This is a genomic window from Lelliottia nimipressuralis, assembly GCF_041464075.1.
Classification (GTDB): domain Bacteria; phylum Pseudomonadota; class Gammaproteobacteria; order Enterobacterales; family Enterobacteriaceae; genus Enterobacter; species Enterobacter nimipressuralis.
This window is the reverse complement of the sequence record NZ_CP167172.1, coordinates 203,839-225,540: the sequence shown is the minus strand read 5'-3', so window position 1 is coordinate 225,540 and position 21,702 is coordinate 203,839. Positions and strand designations below refer to the sequence as shown.

18 protein-coding genes are annotated in these 21,702 nt (G+C 53.8%); 9 read left to right on the top strand and 9 right to left on the bottom strand.

The window, feature by feature from the left end; genetic code table 11:
* The first annotated feature begins 7 nt into the window (after window positions 1-7).
* The 9 genes from thiC to ACB496_RS01020 all read left to right on the top strand — a co-directional run bounded on the left by thiC (window position 8) and on the right by ACB496_RS01020 (window position 7,989).
* Window positions 8-1,903 carry a phosphomethylpyrimidine synthase ThiC gene (gene thiC / locus ACB496_RS01060; protein WP_371974080.1) on the top strand — a complete coding sequence of 632 codons (1,896 nt, stop codon included), beginning with the start codon at window positions 8-10 and terminating at the stop codon, window positions 1,901-1,903.
* Window positions 1,903-2,538 (top strand): thiamine phosphate synthase, encoded by a 636-nt coding sequence (thiE, locus tag ACB496_RS01055; RefSeq protein ID WP_371974078.1) that lies wholly within the window; start codon window positions 1,903-1,905, stop codon window positions 2,536-2,538. Before thiC ends, thiE begins: the two co-directional genes overlap by 1 nt.
* Window positions 2,531-3,286 (top strand): HesA/MoeB/ThiF family protein, encoded by a 756-nt coding sequence (locus ACB496_RS01050; protein ID WP_312156890.1) that lies wholly within the window; start codon window positions 2,531-2,533, stop codon window positions 3,284-3,286. Before thiE ends, ACB496_RS01050 begins: the two co-directional genes overlap by 8 nt.
* On the top strand, window positions 3,270-3,470 hold the full coding sequence (gene thiS, locus ACB496_RS01045; RefSeq protein ID WP_371974076.1) for a sulfur carrier protein ThiS: 201 nt from the start codon (window positions 3,270-3,272) through the stop codon (window positions 3,468-3,470). Before ACB496_RS01050 ends, thiS begins: the two co-directional genes overlap by 17 nt.
* 1 nt (window position 3,471) lies before the next feature.
* Window positions 3,472-4,242, top strand: coding sequence for a thiazole synthase (gene thiG, locus ACB496_RS01040; RefSeq protein WP_371974074.1), 771 nt, complete (start codon window positions 3,472-3,474; stop codon window positions 4,240-4,242).
* Window positions 4,239-5,372 (top strand): 2-iminoacetate synthase ThiH, encoded by a 1,134-nt coding sequence (thiH, locus tag ACB496_RS01035; RefSeq protein WP_107702483.1) that lies wholly within the window; start codon window positions 4,239-4,241, stop codon window positions 5,370-5,372. Before thiG ends, thiH begins: the two co-directional genes overlap by 4 nt.
* A gap of 269 nt (window positions 5,373-5,641) precedes the next feature.
* Entirely contained in the window at window positions 5,642-7,186 is a 1,545-nt protein-coding gene (locus tag ACB496_RS01030) for a diguanylate cyclase domain-containing protein (protein ID WP_371974072.1), read from the top strand.
* 176 nt (window positions 7,187-7,362) lie between these two features.
* Window positions 7,363-7,668: a PTS sugar transporter subunit IIB gene (locus ACB496_RS01025; protein ID WP_100778105.1), complete on the top strand. Its 306-nt coding sequence runs from the start codon at window positions 7,363-7,365 to the stop codon at window positions 7,666-7,668.
* Between the two features lie 3 nt (window positions 7,669-7,671).
* On the top strand, window positions 7,672-7,989 hold the full coding sequence (locus ACB496_RS01020) for a PTS lactose/cellobiose transporter subunit IIA (RefSeq protein ID WP_100778106.1): 318 nt from the start codon (window positions 7,672-7,674) through the stop codon (window positions 7,987-7,989).
* 115 nt (window positions 7,990-8,104) lie between these two features.
* On the opposite strand, the gene rpoC is transcribed toward ACB496_RS01020, so the two are convergent.
* The 9 genes from rpoC to tuf all read right to left on the bottom strand — a co-directional run bounded on the left by rpoC (window position 8,105) and on the right by tuf (window position 21,614).
* Window positions 8,105-12,328, bottom strand: a complete 4,224-nt coding sequence (gene rpoC, locus ACB496_RS01015; protein WP_100778107.1) for a DNA-directed RNA polymerase subunit beta' — start codon at window positions 12,326-12,328, stop codon at window positions 8,105-8,107.
* 77 nt (window positions 12,329-12,405) lie between these two features.
* Window positions 12,406-16,434 (bottom strand): DNA-directed RNA polymerase subunit beta, encoded by a 4,029-nt coding sequence (gene rpoB / locus ACB496_RS01010; RefSeq protein ID WP_102105780.1) that lies wholly within the window; start codon window positions 16,432-16,434, stop codon window positions 12,406-12,408.
* A 320-nt stretch (window positions 16,435-16,754) separates the two neighbouring features.
* Window positions 16,755-17,120 carry a 50S ribosomal protein L7/L12 gene (gene rplL / locus ACB496_RS01005; RefSeq protein WP_095280280.1) on the bottom strand — a complete coding sequence of 122 codons (366 nt, stop codon included), beginning with the start codon at window positions 17,118-17,120 and terminating at the stop codon, window positions 16,755-16,757.
* Between the two features lie 66 nt (window positions 17,121-17,186).
* Entirely contained in the window at window positions 17,187-17,684 is a 498-nt protein-coding gene (rplJ, locus tag ACB496_RS01000) for a 50S ribosomal protein L10 (RefSeq protein WP_007704673.1), read from the bottom strand.
* 292 nt (window positions 17,685-17,976) lie between these two features.
* Window positions 17,977-18,681: a 50S ribosomal protein L1 gene (gene rplA / locus ACB496_RS00995; protein ID WP_100778109.1), complete on the bottom strand. Its 705-nt coding sequence runs from the start codon at window positions 18,679-18,681 to the stop codon at window positions 17,977-17,979.
* A gap of 3 nt (window positions 18,682-18,684) precedes the next feature.
* Entirely contained in the window at window positions 18,685-19,113 is a 429-nt protein-coding gene (gene rplK / locus ACB496_RS00990) for a 50S ribosomal protein L11 (protein WP_004097640.1), read from the bottom strand.
* 156 nt (window positions 19,114-19,269) lie between these two features.
* Complete coding sequence (gene nusG, locus ACB496_RS00985) at window positions 19,270-19,815, bottom strand: transcription termination/antitermination protein NusG (RefSeq protein WP_002438628.1); 546 nt, start codon at window positions 19,813-19,815, stop codon at window positions 19,270-19,272.
* 1 nt (window position 19,816) lies between these two features.
* Window positions 19,817-20,200 carry a preprotein translocase subunit SecE gene (gene secE, locus ACB496_RS00980; RefSeq protein WP_003862342.1) on the bottom strand — a complete coding sequence of 128 codons (384 nt, stop codon included), beginning with the start codon at window positions 20,198-20,200 and terminating at the stop codon, window positions 19,817-19,819.
* A 229-nt stretch (window positions 20,201-20,429) separates the two neighbouring features.
* On the bottom strand, window positions 20,430-21,614 hold the full coding sequence (gene tuf, locus ACB496_RS00975; RefSeq protein ID WP_100778110.1) for an elongation factor Tu: 1,185 nt from the start codon (window positions 21,612-21,614) through the stop codon (window positions 20,430-20,432).
* Between the last annotated feature and the right edge of the window lie 88 nt (window positions 21,615-21,702).

The following is a 21,702-nucleotide window of genomic DNA, read 5'->3' as shown; positions in this document are numbered from 1 at the left end:
ATGAGCTATGTCTGCAACTAAACTGACCCGCCGCGAACAGCGCGCACAAGCACAACACTTCATCGATACCCTGGAAGGCACTGCTTTCCCGAACTCCAGACGTATTTACATCACCGGTTCGCAGGACGATATCCGCGTCCCGATGCGTGAAATCCAGCTCAGCCCGACACTCATCGGTGGCAGCAAAGAAAATCCCCAGTTTGAAGATAACGAAGCAGTGCCGGTCTACGACACCTCTGGCCCTTATGGCGATGCGGACGTGGCCATCAACGTCCAGCAGGGGCTGGCAAAACTGCGTCAGCCGTGGATTGAGGCGCGCCAGGACAGCGAATCACTGACCGACCGCAGCTCCGCGTACACCAAAGAGCGTCTGGCGGACGATGGTCTGGACGGGCTGCGTTTCTCCGGTCTGTTGACGCCGAAACGGGCGAAAGCGGGAAAATGCGTGACCCAGCTGCACTATGCACGCCAGGGGATCGTAACGCCGGAGATGGAATTCATCGCCATCCGCGAAAACATGGGGCGCGAGCGCATTCGCAGCGAAGTTCTGCGCCACCAGCATCCGGGCGAAGGTTTTGGCGCTCGCCTGCCGGAGAACATCACGCCGGAATTCGTGCGTGATGAAGTGGCCGCTGGCCGGGCGATTATCCCTGCCAACATAAACCACCCGGAATCGGAACCGATGATTATTGGCCGCAACTTCCTGGTGAAAGTGAACGCCAATATCGGCAACTCTGCGGTCACCTCCTCCATCGAAGAAGAGGTCGAAAAACTGGTGTGGTCCACCCGCTGGGGCGCGGACACGGTGATGGATCTCTCCACCGGGCGCTACATCCACGAAACCCGCGAGTGGATCCTGCGTAACAGCCCGGTACCGATCGGCACGGTCCCAATCTATCAGGCGCTGGAGAAGGTAAACGGGATCGCCGAAGATCTCACCTGGGAAGCGTTCCGCGATACGCTGCTGGAACAGGCCGAACAGGGGGTAGATTACTTCACCATCCACGCCGGTGTACTGCTGCGCTACGTGCCAATGACCGCCAAACGCCTGACCGGGATTGTGTCGCGCGGCGGCTCAATCATGGCGAAATGGTGCCTGTCGCATCATCAGGAAAACTTCCTCTACGAACACTTCCGCGAGATTTGTGAAATCTGCGCCGCTTACGACGTCTCCCTGTCGCTGGGCGACGGCCTGCGTCCTGGCTCTATTCGCGATGCCAACGACGAAGCACAGTTTGCTGAGCTGCACACCCTGGGCGAGCTGACCAAAATCGCCTGGGAATATGACGTGCAGGTGATGATTGAAGGCCCTGGCCACGTACCAATGCAGATGATTCGCCGCAATATGACTGAAGAGCTGGAGCACTGCCACGAAGCACCGTTCTACACCCTTGGGCCGCTGACCACCGATATTGCACCGGGCTACGACCACTTCACCTCTGGTATCGGCGCGGCGATGATCGGCTGGTTTGGCTGCGCCATGCTCTGCTATGTCACCCCGAAAGAGCATCTCGGCCTGCCGAACAAAGAGGACGTGAAGCAGGGGCTGATCACCTACAAAATCGCCGCCCACGCGGCAGATTTAGCCAAAGGCCACCCGGGCGCGCAGATCCGCGATAACGCCATGTCGAAAGCTCGATTTGAATTCCGCTGGGAAGACCAGTTCAATCTGGCTCTCGACCCGTTCACCGCACGCGCCTACCACGATGAAACCCTGCCGCAGGAGTCCGGCAAAGTGGCGCACTTCTGCTCCATGTGTGGGCCAAAATTCTGCTCAATGAAAATCAGCCAGGAAGTGCGCGACTACGCCGCCAAGCAGGTGATCGAAGTGGGCATGGCTGACATGTCAGAAAACTTCCGCGCTAAAGGCGGCGAAATCTACCTCAAAAAAGAGGAGGCGTAATGTACCAGCCCGATTTCCCCCCGGTGCCCCTGCGCTTAGGGCTTTACCCGGTCGTCGACAGCGTGGAATGGATTGAACGCCTGCTTGAGGCAGGCGTCAAAACGCTCCAGCTGCGCATCAAAGACAAGCGTGATGAAGAGGTGGAAAGCGATGTGATAGCTGCCATCGAACTGGGGCACCGCTTTGACGCCCGGTTATTTATCAACGATTACTGGCAGCTGGCGATTAAGCATCAGGCCTACGGTGTGCATCTGGGTCAGGAAGATCTCGAGACCACCGATCTGAGCGCTATTCGCGAGGCAGGCCTGCGCCTGGGCGTTTCGACTCATGATGATATGGAGATCGACGTGGCGCTCGCCGCTCGCCCCTCCTATATCGCGCTCGGCCACGTCTTCCCGACGCAAACTAAACAGATGCCGTCAGCCCCGCAAGGGCTGGCGCAGCTGGCGCGCCATATCGCTCGTCTGGGTGATTACCCGACCGTCGCTATCGGCGGTATCAGCCTGGCGCGTGCTCCGGCAGTGCTGGAAACCGGCGTCGGCAGTATCGCGGTGGTCAGCGCCATTACGCAGGCAGCAGACTGGCGGGCGGCCACTGAACAGCTGTTGCAGCTGGCGGGAGCGGGCGATGAATGACACTGATTTCATGCGCTACAGCCGCCAGATCCTGCTCGACGATATCGCCGTCGAGGGTCAGCAAACGCTGCTCGACAGCCGGGTGTTGATCATCGGCCTCGGAGGACTCGGCGCGCCTGCTGCGCTCTATCTGGCCGGCGCTGGCGTCGGCACGCTGGTGTTAGCCGACGACGACGATGTCCATCTGAGCAATTTGCAGCGGCAAATTCTGTTCACCACCGAGGACATTAACCAGCCAAAAGCGCAGATCACCACCCAGCGGCTGAATGCGCTCAACCCTGACATTACGCTCATTGCCGTGCAGAAGCGGCTGGAGGGAGACGCGCTCCATCAGGAGGTCGCCCGCGCCGATGTGGTGCTGGATTGCACCGACAATATGGCGACACGTCAGGCGATCAACGCCGCCTGCGTGGCCCTCGATACGCCGCTCATTACCGCCAGCGCCGTTGGGTTTGGCGGGCAGATGATGGTGCTAACGCCGCCGTGGGCGCAGGGCTGCTACCGCTGCCTGTGGCCGGACGATGAAGAGCCGCAGCGCAACTGCCGTACGGCGGGGATCCTCGGGCCGGTCGTCGGCGTGATGGGCACCTTGCAGGCGCTGGAGGCGATCAAGCTCATCAGCAAAATGGCGACCCCGCGCAATACGCTGCGGATGTTCGATGCCCGTTCAGGAAACTGGCGGCATCTGGCATTGCAGCGCGCCAGCGGGTGCCCGGTATGCGGAGGACAGCATGCGCATTCTGTTTAACGATGAGCCAATGCAGTGCGTTTCGGGGCTTAGCGTCGCAGCCCTTCTCGACCAGCTACGCCAGCTGAAGCCGGGTATGGCGCTGGCCCTTAATCAACAGATCCTGCCGCGTGAGCAGTGGGAACATCAGCAGGTACGGGATGGCGATCAGATCCTGCTTTTTCAGGTCATCGCGGGAGGCTGATATGTTACGTATTGCGGATAAACTCTTTGAATCACACCTTTTCACCGGCACCGGAAAATTCGCTTCGCCACAGCTGATGGTCGATGCCATTCGCGAGAGTGGTAGCGAGCTGGTGACGCTGGCGATGAAACGCGTGAATTTGCGTCATCACAGCGATGCGATCCTGGCCCCGCTTCTGGCGGCGGGCGTGACGCTTCTGCCCAACACGTCTGGGGCGAAAACGGCAGAAGAGGCGGTGTTTGCCGCCCAACTGGCACGCGAAGCGCTGGGCACCAGCTGGCTGAAACTGGAAATCCATCCCGACGCGCGCTGGCTGCTGCCCGATCCCATCGAAACCCTGAAAGCAGCCGATATTCTCGTCAAGCAAGGGTTCACGGTTTTGCCCTACTGCGGCGCGGACCCGGTGCTCTGTAAACGGCTCGAGGAAGTCGGTTGCGCGGCGGTGATGCCGCTGGGTGCGCCGATTGGTTCCAACCAGGGGCTGGAAACCCGCGCGATGCTTGAAATTATCATTGAACAGGCCACCATTCCGGTGGTGGTAGATGCGGGTATCGGCGTGCCGAGCCATGCGGCGCAGGCGCTTGAGATGGGCGCCGACGCCGTGCTGGTCAACACCGCAATTGCAGTGGCTGATGATCCGGTGATGATGGCGCGCGCGTTTCGTCTGGCTGTAGAGGCAGGTCTGCTGGCGCGTCAGTCTGTGCCTGGCTCGCGCAGTTATCAGGCGCAGGCCACCAGCCCGCTAACGGGCTTTCTGGAGGCGTACTCATGAGCACCTTCGTCGACCGCTGGCGGGAACTGGACTGGGACGATATTCGTCTGCGAATCAACAGCAAAACCGCCGGAGACGTCGAGCGCGCCCTGAACGCGCGCCATGTCTCCCGCGAAGATCTGATGGCCCTGCTCTCCCCCGCCGCCAGCGCCTATCTGGAGCCAATGGCCCAGCGCGCGCAACGGCTCACTCGCCAGCGTTTTGGCAACACAGTGAGCTTTTACGTGCCGCTCTACCTCTCCAACCTGTGCGCCAATGATTGCACCTACTGCGGCTTTTCCATGAGCAATCGCATTAAGCGAAAAACCCTCGATGAGGATGAGATTGCCCGTGAGTGTGGCGCCATCCGGGAGATGGGCTTTGAACATCTGTTGCTGGTCACCGGTGAACATCAGGGAAAAGTGGGCATGGACTATTTCCGTCAGCACATTCCGGCCATACGTCGCCGGTTTTCGTCCTTGCAGATGGAGGTTCAGCCACTCTCTGAAGAGGAGTACGTGGAGCTGAAATCCCTTGGGCTGGACGGCGTGATGGTCTATCAGGAGACCTATCACGAAGCGATGTACGCCCGGCACCACCTGAAAGGAAAAAAGCAGGATTTTTTCTTCCGCCTGGAAACGCCGGACCGACTCGGTCGCGCGGGAATCGACAAAATCGGTCTCGGCGCGTTGATTGGGCTGTCAGACAGCTGGCGGGTCGACTGTTTTATGGTGGCGGAGCATTTGTTGTGGCTCCAGCAGCACTACTGGCAGAGCCGCTACTCCATCTCTTTCCCGCGGCTGCGCCCCTGCGCTGGCGGTATCGAACCGGCGTCGATCATGGATGAACGCCAGCTGGTGCAAACGATCTGCGCGTTTCGCCTGCTGGCACCGGAAGTGGAGCTGTCGCTATCAACACGGGAATCGCCAGAGTTTCGCGATCGGGTCATTCCGTTAGCCATTAACAACGTCAGCGCCTTTTCCAAAACCCAGCCGGGCGGTTATGCCGATAATCATCCGGAACTGGAGCAGTTCGCCCCACACGATGGCCGTCGGCCTGAAGAGGTTGCCCACGCGCTCAGCACCCAGGGATTACAGCCCGTCTGGAAAGACTGGGATAGCTGGCTGGGGCGCGTCTCGCAGTTACGTTGAAACGCGATGCAACGAGGCGAAATGTTCTCGAGGAGCCTCGGAGTGTCACCATTGAGCAGTTGTCGAATCGACTGTGTTTTTTTAATCTGCAAACGTCAGCAGCGGACGCTGACCAGGGCGAAAAGCTTCTTCCTCGTTTCGCCCTGCCTTCACAAAAATAAGCAGTTTCTGGTCAGTTATTAAGATAAATCATCCTGCCTTAAAATCTGGGAAGTATAATTAACCAGCATACATTTGGACTATCACCTCTTCTGGATCTCTGACAACCCATGCCTGTCCACAGTAAAAAACTCTCTTTTACGACACCTATCCTGGTGAGCTTTGCGGGGATATTGCTCAGTTTTGTGCTGATCGCCGTGTTTATCACGCTGACGCAGCGAAAAGATTTTGTTGAGGATTATCATAATATTAACCTCAATTTCACGCATAACCTGGCGGTGAACTATACGGAATCGATCCTGCGTGAAAACGACCATATTCTTGGCCGGGCTGTCACATTCTTCTCCCGCAATAACCAGCTTGAGAACACGGTGAATGTCGATCGTGAGAACGGATTGCAGGCCCTGATGCAGTTGCAAAATATGATGCCGAACGTTTCGGCTATCTCTCTGGCTGATGCCCAGGGACATTACCTGCGTGCCCCCGAAGTTCTGGCGGATGACAGCAGCAAAAAGTTTGATCCGCGCGTCCGCCCGTGGTTTGTCGGTCAGGCGCAGGCGAGTACCTTAAGCCGCTATACCAGCCCTTATATGGATTACTTTACTCATCAGCTTACCGTTACCCTCTACCGGCCCGTCATTTCGCCGGAAGGTCGCGTTAAAGGGACTCTCGGATTTCATCTCGACCTGGCTTCCATGGGATATACCCTGCGCCAGATGGTCGCCCCCATGCATGGGGAATTCTTCGTGGTGGAGCGCGATGGAAAGGTGGTACTGCATCCGGATACCCGAGCCTTGTTTAAAACCTATGTCAGTGAAGAGCTGATGGACCAGATGACCAGCGGCGAGGGACACACCTACGATCGTAAAACCGGCTTCTGGTACTACTACTACGCCTTTACGAACCCGGACTGGCTCGTCATTTACCGCGTTTCTAATACCACGCTCACCGACATCACACGCCACGAGACGAATATTGTCAGCTGGGGATTTGCGCTGGCCGCCATCGTGATTGTCTTGTTTGGCCTGTATCTGCGCCACGCATCGCGTACGGTACTGATGAACATCATTAATGCCATTAAAACTGGCGAGGTGAATCAAGCGCCGCGACTGGAAGCGATGCTCAGTAAAACCATTCTGACGAACAAAGAGCGCGAGCGGGATTATGTGCGTCAGGCGACCGTGGACGCGCTCACCGGTTGTAAAAATCGCCGCGCCTTCGACAGCGATGTTGCGGCGTTGATGAAAGAGCATCAGCCCTTTGCCCTCGCGCTGGTTGATATTGATAACTTTAAATCCATCAACGATACCTGGGGTCATCTGAGCGGCGACATTGTGCTTCGTAATGTCGCCCGGGAGGGCATCCAGGTCATGCAACCCGAGCATATTTCCGTGTATCGCTACGGCGGTGAGGAGTTTGCCGTTGTCTTCCCGGCAGAACATAGTGATTCAGCTTTTAGCCTGCTGGAAAAATGGCGTCTTCAGGTTGCAGATCGCACCTGGCGGGAAGAGGGTTTGCACGTCACCTTTAGCGCCGGCCTGGGAGAGTGGCACTTCGAGCCGCTGGAGCAGTTAGTGGGCAGCGTGGACGCAGCTCTCTACGAAGCCAAACAGCAGGGCAAAAACCGCACGCTTCTCTCTTCCACCCACGCATAACACCGCATTCTCTGTGCCCGCTTTGGCGGGCGCACTGCTTAATCCGTTAAAATTGTAACCGGTTTCAGAAAAAGCAGATTTCTTTGTGATGCCTCACACACAATCGCCTTAAAGCGGTTGTTGAAGCCGCCTGCACGGGATAATTATCAATAAACACATGTACATCGAGGCTGACTATGAAGAACATCGTTTTATGCTGTGCGGCGGGTATGTCTACCAGCATGCTGGTTCAACGTATGAAAGACGCCGCAGATAAAAAAGGCGTTGAAGTAACCATTAAAGCCGTGCCGGTTGCTGAATTTAAAGACAATATTGCCACCGCCGACATCGTATTACTGGGGCCACAGGTTAAATACGAACTGGCAAAACTTCAGGCTCAGGCGGAACCGCTGGGCAAAAAGGTCGCGGTGATCGACATGATGGATTACGGCATGATGAAAGGCGATGCCGTGCTCGAAAAAGCACTCAAACTGTTGGAGTAAACCATGGAAGATTTAGAAACGACCATCATGGAGTTGCTGGTAAACGCCGGGGCGGCGCGCAGTGCGGCGTTGACCGCGCTGCAACTGGCACGTAAAGGTGACTTCGAGGGAGCGGAACAAGCGATGGAAGAGTCGCGTGAATATGTGAAGCACGCGCATACCATCCAGACCCAGCTGATTGGCCTTGATGAAGGCACCGGCAAACTCCCGGTGAATCTGATTACCGTTCATTCGCAGGACCACCTGATGAACGCGATGGTGATTCAGGATCTGGCGGGAGACATGATTGAGCTTTATCGTCGCCTGCCGCTGCTGAACTGAAAAAATAGAGATATAAAAAAACCCGCCGAGGCGGGTTTTTTGTTGTCGATTGGCGCTAGCGCTTTTACGACCTGGGTTTCGTTACCCGGCGATTTTCACCGCCGGGCATCAACGATTAATCGTTGTCAGAGCCGCCCAGACCTGCGTTCAGCAGTTCTGCCAGGCTTGCAGAAGCATCTTCCGCAGTTACCTGAGGTGCAGCTGGCAGTTCGCCCGCAGCACGACGACGCATACGATCCTGGTGGTAAGCATAACCGGTACCAGCCGGGATCAGACGACCCACGATAACGTTCTCTTTCAGACCGCGCAGTTCATCACGTTTACCCGCAACAGCCGCTTCGGTCAGGACACGCGTGGTCTCCTGGAAGGATGCTGCAGAGATGAAGGACTCGGTTGCCAGAGACGCTTTGGTGATACCCAGCAGGTCGCGGGAGTAGAGCGCCGCCACTTTGCCGTTCGCTTCCAGATCGCGGTTTGCAATCTTGACGCGGGAGTATTCCACCTGCTCGCCTTCCAGGAAGTCCGAGCTGCCAGCGCTATCGATGGTTGCTTTACGCAGCATCTGACGAACGATAACTTCGATGTGTTTATCGTTAATCTTAACGCCCTGCAGACGGTAAACGTCCTGTACTTCGTTGGTGATATAACGCGTTACCGCGTGAACACCACGAAGACGCAGAATGTCGTGCGGCGCTTCTGGACCATCGGAAACCACGTCACCACGTTCTACACGTTCGCCTTCGAACACGTTGAGCTGACGCCACTTAGGAATCATCTCTTCGTATGGCTCGCTACCGTCTAACGGAGTGATAACCAGACGACGTTTCCCTTTGGTCTCTTTACCGAAGGAAATGATACCGCTGATTTCCGCAAGGATAGCTGGCTCTTTCGGACGACGTGCTTCGAACAGGTCAGCAACGCGTGGCAGACCACCGGTGATGTCCTTGGTACCGCCAGATTCCTGTGGAATACGCGCCAGGGTGTCACCACCGCTGATCTGTACGCCATCTTCCAGCTGCACAATCGCTTTACCTGGCAGGAAGTACTGAGCAGGCATATCGGTGCCTGGGATCAGAACGTCGTTACCGTTAGCATCAACGATTTTCAGTGCCGGACGCAGATCTTTACCACCCGCGGTACGTTCTGCAGAATCCAGAACCACCAGAGAGGAGAGACCGGTCAGTTCGTCGGTCTGACGAGTAATCGTCTGGCCATCGATCATATCGGTGAAGCGAATGAAGCCCGCCACTTCGGTGATTACCGGCATGGTGTGCGGATCCCAGTTTGCTACGGTCTCGCCGCCAGCAACCTGTTCGCCATCGCCTTTCGCCATCACAGCACCGTAAGGTACTTTGTAGCTCTCTTTGGTACGACCGAATTCGTCGATCAGCTTCAGCTCGGTGTTACGAGAGGTCACAACCAGCTTGCCAGCGGAGTTAACAACCGACTTGGCGTTAGACAGCTTGATGCTACCCTTGTTTTTCACCTGGATGCTGGATTCAGCAGCCGCACGAGATGCCGCACCACCGATGTGGAACGTACGCATCGTCAGCTGTGTACCCGGCTCACCGATGGACTGTGCCGCGATAACGCCGATTGCTTCACCTTTGTTGATGATGTGGCCACGCGCCAGGTCACGACCATAGCAGTGCGCACATACACCAAAGTCGGTGTCACAGGATACGACGGAACGCACTTTCACGGAGTCGACAGAGTTCTCTTCCAGCAGGTCACACCACTGTTCGTGCAGCAGAGTGTTGCGTGGAACCAGAATGTCTGCGGTACCTGGTTTCAGTACGTCTTCAGCAGTCACACGACCCAGAACGCGATCGCGCAGTGGCTCTTTAACATCACCACCCTCGATAACCGGGGTCATAGTGATACCTTCGAGGGTGCCACAATCGTCTTCAGTCACCACCAGATCCTGCGCAACGTCAACCAGACGACGCGTCAGATAACCGGAGTTTGCTGTTTTAAGTGCGGTATCCGCCAGACCTTTACGCGCACCGTGCGTGGAGATGAAGTACTGGAGTACGTTCAGACCTTCACGGAAGTTCGCGGTGATTGGCGTCTCGATGATGGAACCATCTGGTTTCGCCATCAGACCACGCATACCTGCCAGCTGACGAATCTGTGCTGCGGAACCACGCGCACCGGAGTCAGCCATCATGTAGATGCTGTTGAAGGAAACCTGCTGCTCTTCTTTACCTTCACGGTTAATGACGGTTTCAGTTTGCAGGTTGTCCATCATCGCTTTGGAAACGCGATCGTTCGCCGCAGCCCAAATATCGATAACTTTGTTGTAGCGTTCGCCCGCGGTAACCAGACCAGACTGGAACTGCTCCTGGATTTCGGCCACTTCAGCTTCAGCTTCGCTGATGATCTCGTATTTCTTCTGTGGGATCACCATGTCATCGATACCAACAGATGCACCTGAACGCGCTGCATAAGCAAAGCCGGTGTACATCGTCTGGTCAGCGAAGATAACGGTCGGTTTCAGACCCAAAATGCGGTAACAGGTGTTCAGCATTTTGGAGATCGCTTTCTTGCCCAGCGCCTGGTTGACGATGGAGAAAGGCAGACCTTTCGGCACAATCATCCACAGAATCGCACGACCAACAGTCGTATCGATCAGGCTGGTTTTCGCAACGAATTCGCCGCTCGCATCTTTTTCGTATTCAGTGATACGCACTTTAACGCGCGCATGCAGAGAGGCCAGGCCAGCGCGGTAAATACGCTCAGCTTCTTTAGGGCCAGTCAGCACCATGCCTTCGCCTTTGGCGTTAACACAGTCACGGGTCATGTAGTACAGACCCAGTACAACGTCCTGAGAAGGAACGATGATTGGCTCGCCGTTCGCAGGTGACAGGATGTTGTTGGTAGACATCATCAGCGCACGCGCTTCGAGCTGGGCTTCCAGCGTCAGCGGTACGTGAACAGCCATCTGGTCACCATCGAAGTCGGCGTTATATGCCGCACAAACCAGCGGGTGCAGCTGAATTGCTTTACCTTCGATCAGAACCGGTTCAAACGCCTGGATACCCAAACGGTGCAGAGTTGGTGCACGGTTCAGCAGTACCGGGTGTTCGCGGATAACTTCGTCCAGGATATCCCAAACGACAGCTTCTTCGCGCTCAACCATTTTCTTAGCGGCTTTGATGGTGGTGGCCAGGCCACGCAGTTCCAGCTTGCCGTAGATGAACGGTTTGAACAGTTCCAGTGCCATTTTCTTCGGCAGACCGCACTGATGCAGACGCAGGTATGGACCTACGGTGATTACAGAACGACCGGAGTAGTCAACACGCTTACCGAGCAGGTTCTGACGGAAACGACCCTGTTTACCTTTGATCATATCGGCCAAAGATTTCAGAGGACGTTTGTTAGAACCGGTGATCGCACGACCGCGACGACCGTTATCCAGCAGGGCGTCGACCGCTTCCTGCAGCATACGTTTTTCGTTGCGTACGATGATGTCAGGCGCAGCCAGATCCAACAGTCGTTTCAGACGGTTGTTACGGTTGATCACGCGACGATACAGATCGTTCAGGTCGGAAGTCGCGAAACGACCACCATCCAGCGGAACCAGCGGACGCAGATCTGGCGGCAGAACCGGCAGAACGGTCAGAATCATCCACTCTGGTTTGTTACCAGACTGAACGAACGCTTCCAGCAGCTTGATACGCTTGGTCAGCTTTTTACGCTTGGTTTCGGAGTTAGTTTCGTTCAGCTCTTCACGCAGCTGCTCGCACTCTTGCTCCAGATCCATGCTTTTCAGCAGGGCCTGAATAGCTTCCGCACCCATTTTCGCGTCGAATTCGTCACCGAACTCTTCCAGCGCGTCCAGATACTGTTCTTCGGTCAGAATCTGGTTACGTTCCAGATTCGTCATCCCGCCTTCGATAACAACATAAGATTCGAAGTACAGAACACGTTCTATATCGCGCAGCGGCATATCCAGCAGCAGACCGATACGGGACGGCAGAGATTTCAGGAACCAGATGTGAGCAGTCGGAGACGCAAGCTCGATGTGGCCCATGCGCTCACGGCGCACTTTAGTTTGGGTCACTTCAACGCCGCACTTCTCACAGATCACACCACGGTGTTTCAGGCGCTTGTACTTACCGCACAGGCACTCGTAATCTTTTACTGGCCCGAAAATACGCGCACAGAAAAGGCCGTCACGCTCAGGTTTGAACGTACGGTAGTTGATGGTTTCCGGCTTCTTAACTTCACCGAAAGACCATGAACGGATCATGTCTGGCGATGCCAGAGCAATTTTGATCGCATCAAACTCTTCGGTTTTAGTTTGCGCTTTCAGAAACTTTAATAAGTCTTTCACGGATTTGCTCCCGTCGGAGTTAGCACAATCTGGTGCCGGGTTATTAATCCGGCACCAGTGACCTGTTTGAGCGAGAGTTACTCGTCTTCCAGCTCGATGTTGATACCCAGGGAACGGATCTCTTTCAACAGTACGTTGAAGGATTCCGGCATGCCCGGTTCCATCTGATGGTTACCGTCGACGATGTTTTTATACATCTTCGTACGGCCGTTCACGTCATCAGACTTAACGGTAAGCATTTCCTGCAGGGTGTATGCCGCGCCATATGCTTCAAGCGCCCACACTTCCATCTCACCGAAGCGCTGACCACCGAACTGTGCCTTACCACCCAGCGGCTGCTGAGTAACCAGGCTGTAAGAACCGGTAGAACGCGCATGCATCTTGTCATCAACCAGGTGGTTCAGTTTCAGCATGTACATGTAGCCCACGGTAACCTGGCGCTCGAATTGCTCACCGGTACGACCGTCGAACAGTGTGATCTGACCGGAAGTCGGCAGGCCACCCAGCTGTAACAGTTCCTTGATTTCAGACTCTTTCGCACCATCGAAGACCGGTGTTGCGATCGGCATGCCTTTTTTCAGGTTCTCAGCCAGACGCAGAACTTCGTCATCGCTGAAGGTGTTCAGGTCAACTTTCTGACGAACATCAGTGCCCAGATCGTACGCACGCTGGATGAATTCGCGCAGTTTCGCGACTTCTTCCTGCTGCTTCAGCATGGCGTTGATTTTCTCGCCGATACCTTTCGCAGCCATACCCAGGTGAGTTTCGAGGATCTGACCAATGTTCATACGAGACGGTACACCCAGTGGGTTCAGCACGATATCTACCGGCGTACCGTTAGCATCGTGAGGCATATCTTCGATCGGGTTGATCTTGGAGATAACACCTTTGTTACCGTGACGACCTGCCATTTTATCACCAGGCTGAATCTGACGTTTAACGGCCAAATAAACCTTAACAATCTTCAGCACGCCTGGTGCCAGATCGTCGCCCTGAGTGATTTTGCGGCGTTTCGCTTCGAGTTTTTTCTCGAACTCGTGTTTCAGTTCGTCGTACTGCTCAGCCAGTTGTTCCAGCTGACTTTGTTTCTCTTCGTCGGCCAGGCCCAGTTCCAGCCAGCGGTCGCGAGGCAGTTTGTCGAGCTTCTCAGCTTCGATGCCACCGGAGACCAGCGCAGCATAGATACGACTAAACAGGCCAGCTTCGAGGATCTGCAGTTCTTCAGACAGGTCTTTTTTCGCCTGCTTCAGCTGCATCTCTTCGATTTCCAGCGCACGTTTGTCTTTTTCTACGCCATCGCGAGTAAAGACCTGAACGTCGATAACCGTACCGGAAACACCGTTTGGTACACGCAGAGAAGAGTCTTTAACGTCAGACGCTTTCTCACCGAAGATGGCACGCAGCAGTTTCTCTTCTGGCGTCAGCTGGGTTTCACCTTTCGGCGTTACCTTACCAACCAGAATGTCGCCGCCGGTCACTTCTGCACCGATGTAAACGATACCGGATTCATCAAGTTTAGAGAGCGCAGCTTCACCCACGTTCGGGATGTCAGCAGTGATCTCTTCTGGCCCCAGCTTGGTGTCACGGGACACACATGCCAGTTCCTGAATGTGAATCGTGGTGAAACGATCTTCCTGAACCACACGCTCGGACACGAGGATGGAGTCTTCGAAGTTGTAACCGTTCCACGGCATGAACGCTACGCGCATGTTCTGACCGAGCGCCAGTTCACCGAGATCGGTAGACGGACCATCTGCCAGCACGTCGCCGCGCTCAACCGGCTCACCCAGAGACACACACGGCATCTGGTTGATGCAGGTGTTCTGGTTAGAACGGGTGTACTTCGTCAGGTTATAGATGTCGATGCCTGCTTCGCCCGGATACATCTCGTCTTCGTTAACTTTGATAACGATACGGGAAGCATCAACGTACTGAACAGTACCGCCACGTTTAGCAACTGCGGTTACACCGGAGTCAACGGCAACAGCACGTTCCATACCGGTACCAACCAGCGGCTTATCAGCACGCAGAGTCGGAACCGCCTGACGTTGCATGTTCGCACCCATCAATGCACGGTTGGCGTCATCGTGTTCCAGGAATGGAATCAGGGACGCACCAACAGAAACGATCTGCTGCGTGGAAACGTCCATGTAGTCCACCTGATCATTGCTGAACAGGCTGGATTCGCCTTTGCTACGGCAGGTAACGAGATCGTCAACGAAACGACCTTCTTCGTCCAGGTTGGTGTTCGCCTGAGCGATGACGTAGTTACCTTCTTCGATAGCAGACAGGTAATGAATTTCGTCGGTTACAACACCGTCAGTCACTTTACGGTACGGAGTCTCGAGGAAACCGTATTCGTTAGTCTGTGCGTACACGGACAGGGAGTTGATCAGACCGATGTTTGGACCTTCAGGCGTTTCGATTGGACATACGCGACCGTAGTGAGTCGGGTGTACGTCTCGAACTTCAAAGCCTGCACGTTCACGGGTCAGACCGCCTGGGCCGAGTGCAGAGATACGACGTTTGTGCGTAATCTCAGACAGTGGGTTGTTCTGGTCCATGAACTGAGACAGCTGGCTGGAACCAAAGAACTCTTTCACTGCGGCAGAAATTGGCTTGGCGTTGATCATATCCTGAGGCATCAGGGTATCCAGATCGCCCAGAGACAGACGCTCTTTCACCGCACGCTCAACACGTACCAGGCCAACACGGAATTGGTTTTCCGCCATTTCGCCTACGGAACGGATACGACGGTTGCCGAGGTGGTCGATATCATCCACTTCGCCTTTGCCGTTACGGATATCAATGAGCTTCTTCATCACTTCGATGATGTCTTCTTTGCTCAGGATACCGGAACCTTCGATCGCGTCACGCAGCAGAGAACGGTTGAACTTCATACGACCAACCGCGGACAGATCGTAGCGGTCTTCGGAGAAGAACAGGTTCTCAAACAGGCTTTCAGCCGCTTCACGCGTTGGTGGCTCACCAGGGCGCATCATGCGGTAGATTTCTACCAGCGCGCTCAGACGATCGTTAGTTGGGTCGACGCGTACAGTCTCAGAGATGTACGGACCGTGATCCAGATCGTTGGTGAACAGCGTTTCGATACGTTTGTGACCAGACTGGCTCAGCTTAGCCAACAGATCCAGGCTCAGCTCCATGTTAGCCGGGCAGATCAGTTCGCCAGTTGAAGCATCAACGTAATCTTTTGCTGCCACTTTGCCCGCGATGTATTCAACCGGAACTTCGATGTGTTTGATTTCATCTTTTTCCAGCTGGCGGATATGGCGCGCAGTGATACGGCGACCTTTTTCCACGTACACTTTGCCGTCGGATTCGATGTCGAACGACGCGGTTTCGCCACGCAGACGTTCCGGCAGCAGCTCCATTTGCAGCTTGTTGTCGCGGATCTCAAAGATCACTTTCTCGAAGAACAGGTCAAGGATCTGCTCAGTGGTATAGCTCAACGCACGCAGAATGATGGTCGCTGGCAGTTTACGACGACGGTCGATACGGACAAACAGGTTGTCTTTCGGATCGAACTCGAAGTCCAGCCATGAACCACGGTAAGGAATGATGCGCGCGTTATACAGTACTTTACCGGAAGAGTGTGTTTTACCTTTATCGCTGTCGAAGAAGACACCCGGGCTACGATGCAGCTGGGAAACGATAACACGCTCTGTGCCGTTGATGACAAAAGTACCGTTGTCCGTCATGAGTGGAATTTCACCCATGTAGACTTCTTGTTCTTTAATGTCTTTAACGGTGCCTTCTGGCGCTTCGCGCTCATAGACAACCAGACGCAGTTTGACGCGCAGCGGTGCGGAATAGGTCACACCACGGATCTGACATTCCTGAACGTCAAATACCGGTTCGCCAAGGCGGTAGCTGACGTATTGCAGCTCAGAATTACCGCTATAGCTTTTGATTGGGAATACGGAACGGAAGGCTGCTTCCAGACCATACTGCCCTTCAGGATCTTGCTCGATAAACTTCTGGAACGAGTCAAGCTGGATAGAAAGGAGATAAGGTATATCCAGAACTTGTGGACGTTTACCAAAATCCTTACGAATACGTTTTTTCTCGGTATAGGAGTAAACCATTAGGGTTCCTCAGCTCGCTGACAAGTCGACCCATCTGTCCGACGAAGGGACAGTTTGTGCAACACCGTTTTGTTGATCGGAAAATTGAATACTTTCCGCAATACCTGTTGCTATCACGCTTAAACCATTTCGTTGCGATTTACACAGAGCGAGCACCCTGTCGCAGTATATTAAGGCGTCGATAGAAACAAGCATTGTCAGGACAACCAGCAGTCAAACAGTGTGAAATGCTACTGGCGCCTTACAGCGCAAAAAGGCTGGTGACTAAAAAGTCACCAGCCATCAGCCTAATTTCTCAGGCTGCAACCGGAAGGGTTGGCTTATTTAACTTCAACTTCAGCGCCAGCTTCTTCCAGAGATTTTTTCAGTGCTTCTGCGTCATCTTTGCTCACGCCTTCTTTCAGAGCGGCTGGAGCAGATTCTACCAGGTCTTTAGCTTCTTTCAGACCCAGGCCAGTTGCGCTACGTACTGCTTTGATTACAGCAACTTTGTTAGCGCCAGCAGCTTTCAGAATTACGTCGAATTCAGTTTTTTCTTCAGCAGCTTCAGCCGGGCCAGCAGCTACAGCTACAGCAGCAGCAGCAGAAACACCGAATTTTTCTTCCATTGCAGAAATCAGTTCTACAACGTCCATTACGGACATAGCTGCAACTGCTTCAATGATTTGATCTTTAGTGATAGACATTTAAATTGTTCCTGAAAATCAGAATAAGTTTATACGTAAGCGAATGCTTGATAAAGAAAACGGCTATTAAGCAGCTTCTTTTGCATCGCGAACAGCAGCCAGAGTGCGAACCAGTTTGCCAGCCGAAGCTTCTTTCATGGTTGCCATCAGGCGTGCAATTGCTTCTTCGTAGGTCGGCAGGGTTGCCAGGCGATCGATTTGCGATGCCGGGATCAACTCACCTTCAAAGGCTGCGGCTTTGACCTCAAATTTTGCATTCGCTTTCGCGAAATCTTTGAACAGACGAGCAGCTGCGCCCGGGTGTTCCATAGAATATGCAATCAGGGTCGGACCAACGAACGCGTCTTTCAGGCACTCAAACTGAGTACCTTCAACAACACGGCGCAGCAGGGTGTTACGAACAACACGCATGTATACGCCGGCTTCGCGACCTGCTTTACGCAGTTCAGTCATTTTGTCTACAGTTACGCCGCGGGAATCCGCAACTACTGCAGACAGCGCGCCTTTGGCTACTTCGCTGACTTCAGCAACAATCGCTTGTTTGTCTTGAAGATTTAAAGCCATTAGCTTTGCTCCTGGATGTTTGCCGGAACTCATGTTCCGGAACTCACTTCACTCTTCCCAACGGAAAGAGCGTCTTAAATACGGTGAGCAGAAACAAGCCAGAGTATCAGAAATAATCTTAGCGTTCTGTCACCGTCTACGCAGGGCATTAAGCCTCTTTCGAGACACCTGCGGTCTTCGACGGAGGCCTGGATTAGGCCAGGCTCCAACGAACAAATCTTTTTACCTGCTAACTTTCGTTAGCAAACGTGGGGGTAAGATTGTAGACAAATCCACCGCCCACGTAAAGGTATTAGTTTGCAGCAGCGCTCAGGCCAGCCTGGTCAACTGCAACACCTGCACCCATAGTGGTGGAGATGCTAATTTTCTTGATGTACACGCCTTTCGCCTGAGTTGGTTTTGCTTTTTTCAGCGCAACCAGCAGAGATTCCAGGTTTTCTTTCAATTTGTCAGCGTCGAAGTCCACTTTACCGATGGTAGTGTGGATGATGCCGTTTTTGTCGTTACGATAACGAACCTGACCCGCTTTAGCGTTCTTAACCGCTTCAGCAACGTTAGGAGTTACAGTACCAACTTTAGGGTTTGGCATCAGGCCGCGTGGACCCAGAACCTGGCCCAGCTGGCCAACAACGCGCATTGCATCCGGGGAAGCAATAACAACGTCAAAGTTCATTTCGCCTTTTTTGATCTGATCAGCCAGATCTTCCATACCTACCAGTTCAGCGCCAGCAGCTTTAGCAGCTTCAGCGTTTGCACCCTGAGCAAATACAGCTACGCGTACGGAACGGCCAGTACCGTGTGGCAGTACAGTTGCGCCACGAACGTTCTGATCAGATTTACGAGCGTCGATACCGAGGTTTACAGCAACGTCAACGCTTTCAACGAACTTAGCGGTAGCCAGTTCTTTCAGCAGAGCGATAGCTTCGGTGATGTCGTATTGTTTGGTCGCATCAACTTTGTCACGGATCACGGACATGCGCTTGGTCAGTTTAGCCATTTCTTAGTCCTCCACTACCAGGCCCATGGAACGTGCAGTACCTTCAATGGAGCGAGTCATCGCTTCAATGTCGGAACCAGTCATGTCGGCAGCTTTGGTCTGCGCGATTTCCTGCAGCTGAGCGCGGGAAATTTTACCAACTTTATCTTTGTTCGGCTTACCGGAACCAGACTTGATACCAGCCGCTTTTTTCAGCAGTACTGCTGCCGGCGGGGTCTTGGTAACGAAAGTGAAAGAACGGTCAGCGTATACGGTGATAACAACCGGAATTGGCAAACCTTTTTCAAGGGATTCAGTTTTTGCGTTGAACGCTTTACAGAATTCCATGATGTTAACACCCTGCTGACCCAGAGCTGGACCAACTGGTGGACTTGGGTTAGCCATACCAGCTGCAACCTGCAGCTTGACATAGGCTTGTACTTTCTTAGCCATTCTAAAATCCTCTAAATGGGTTATAGCGCCTCAAGGAGGCTCCCCGTGATAAATATCGTTTTACGGGTCGGAACCCATAAAAACAAAAGGCGCGAAATTGTATTCCAATCTCGCGCCCTGTGCAACGATTAAATCGCCGCTTTTTTGATCGGCTGCTTAGGCTTTTTCTACCTGGGCAAAGTCCAGTTCTACCGGGGTCGCACGACCGAAGATAGAAACAGAAACTTTCAGGCGGGACTTCTCGTAGTCCACTTCTTCAACCACGCCGTTAAAGTCAGCAAACGGACCGTCGCTAACACGAACCATTTCACCCGGTTCAAACAGCGTTTTCGGACGCGGCTTATCACCAACCTGCTGCAGGCGGTTCATAATCGCATCAACTTCTTTGTCGCTGATTGGCGCCGGACGATCGGACGTGCCGCCGATAAAGCCCATTACGCGCGGGACGCTGCGCACCAGGTGCCAGCTTGCATCGTTCATCACCATCTGAACCAGCACGTAACCCGGGAAGAATTTGCGCTCGCTTTTACGGCGCTGGCCACCACGGATCTCGACCACTTCTTCGGTCGGAACCATGACTTCACCAAACAACTCTTCCATATTGTGTAATTTGATATGCTCACGCAGCGAAGTGGCTACGCGGCCTTCAAAACCGGAGAACGCCTGAACGACGTACCAGCGCTTTTTAGGGGCTTCAGACATCTTAGAACCTCAGGCCAGTGATAAAGGAAACCAGGCGAACCAGAATACCATCCAGTCCCCACAGAATCAGTGACATGACTGCTGTCACTGCTGCCACAATCAGCGTGGTGTGCAATGTTTCCTGGCGAGTCGGCCAAATGACCTTGCGAACTTCGGTTCGCGCTTCGCGGGCAAAAGCAACGGTCGCTTTACCTTTTGTCGTCAACAGCGCGACACCACCCGCTGCAGCAATAAGAATTACTACGGCCAGCGCACGCAACGGCAGCATCATGTCACGATAGAGGTAGTTGCCAACAATAGCCACAATCAGCAGCACGGCCACAACTACCCACTTCATCGCTTCCAGGCCGCGACCGCTCCCTTGAGCTTCGGTATTCGCACTCATAAACCAACCTGTCAGAAGTATTCTACAAACAATTTCACCCCGCGAGAGCGAGGCGATCCAACCCGAAAAAACCAATCGCTTTTCGGACTAAACGCCCTCTACAGAGCCTGTCTCAGCAATGATTATGACAAAAAAAATCACTGATGAGCCAGGTTCTGGTTCGAAAGCGTGCAAAAAGGGCATCAAATGATGCCCTTTTATTGCGCATTGCGTCAAATGTTATCAGCGATTAGCCGAGAACTTTAGCAACAACGCCTGCACCAACAGTACGGCCGCCTTCACGGATTGCGAAACGCAGACCGTCATCCATCGCGATTGGGTGGATCAGGGTAACAACCATTTTGATGTTGTCGCCTGGCATTACCATCTCTACGCCTTCTGGCAGTTCGATGGTACCGGTCACGTCAGTTGTACGGAAGTAGAACTGTGGACGGTAGCCTTTGAAGAACGGAGTATGACGGCCGCCTTCATCTTTGGACAGGATGTAAACTTCAGATTCGAATTTGGTGTGCGGCTTGATAGAGCCTGGCTTAGCCAGTACCTGACCACGTTCGATTTCTTCACGTTTGATACCACGCAGCAGAACACCAACGTTCTCACCAGCACGGCCTTCGTCCAGCAGTTTGCGGAACATTTCAACGCCAGTACAGGTAGACTTAGCAGTCTCTTTGATACCAACGATTTCAACTTCTTCGCCAACTTTAACGATACCGCGCTCTACACGACCGGTAACAACAGTACCACGGCCGGAGATGGAGAATACGTCTTCGATAGGCAGCAGGAACGGCTTGTCAATCGCACGCTCTGGTTCTGGGATGTAAGAATCCAGGAAGCCAGCCAGCTCAACGATTTTAGCTTCCCACTCTGCTTCGCCTTCCAGCGCTTTCAGAGCAGAACCACGGATGATTGGAGTATCATCACCTGGGAAGTCGTACTGGGACAGAAGTTCACGAACTTCCATTTCAACCAGTTCCAGCAGCTCTTCGTCATCAACCATGTCACATTTGTTCAGGAACACGATGATGTAAGGAACGCCAACCTGACGACCCAGCAGGATGTGCTCACGAGTCTGAGGCATAGGGCCGTCAGTCGCAGCAACAACCAGGATTGCGCCATCCATCTGAGCAGCACCGGTGATCATGTTTTTAACATAGTCGGCGTGGCCCGGGCAGTCTACGTGTGCGTAGTGGCGAGTCGGGGTGTCATATTCAACGTGGGAAGTGTTGATGGTGATACCACGAGCTTTTTCTTCTGGTGCGTTATCGATCTGATCGAATGCACGAGCAGAACCACCGTAGGTTTTAGCCAGAACGGTAGTGATTGCAGCGGTCAGCGTTGTTTTACCATGGTCAACGTGGCCGATAGTACCGACGTTAACGTGCGGTTTTGTACGTTCAAACTTTTCTTTAGACATCGATTGTCCCTCTAAGACACGGATAAATCGGTGATATCACCACATCAACCAGGCAATATGCCTGAACTGTTGAATGCTTTTTAAAGGT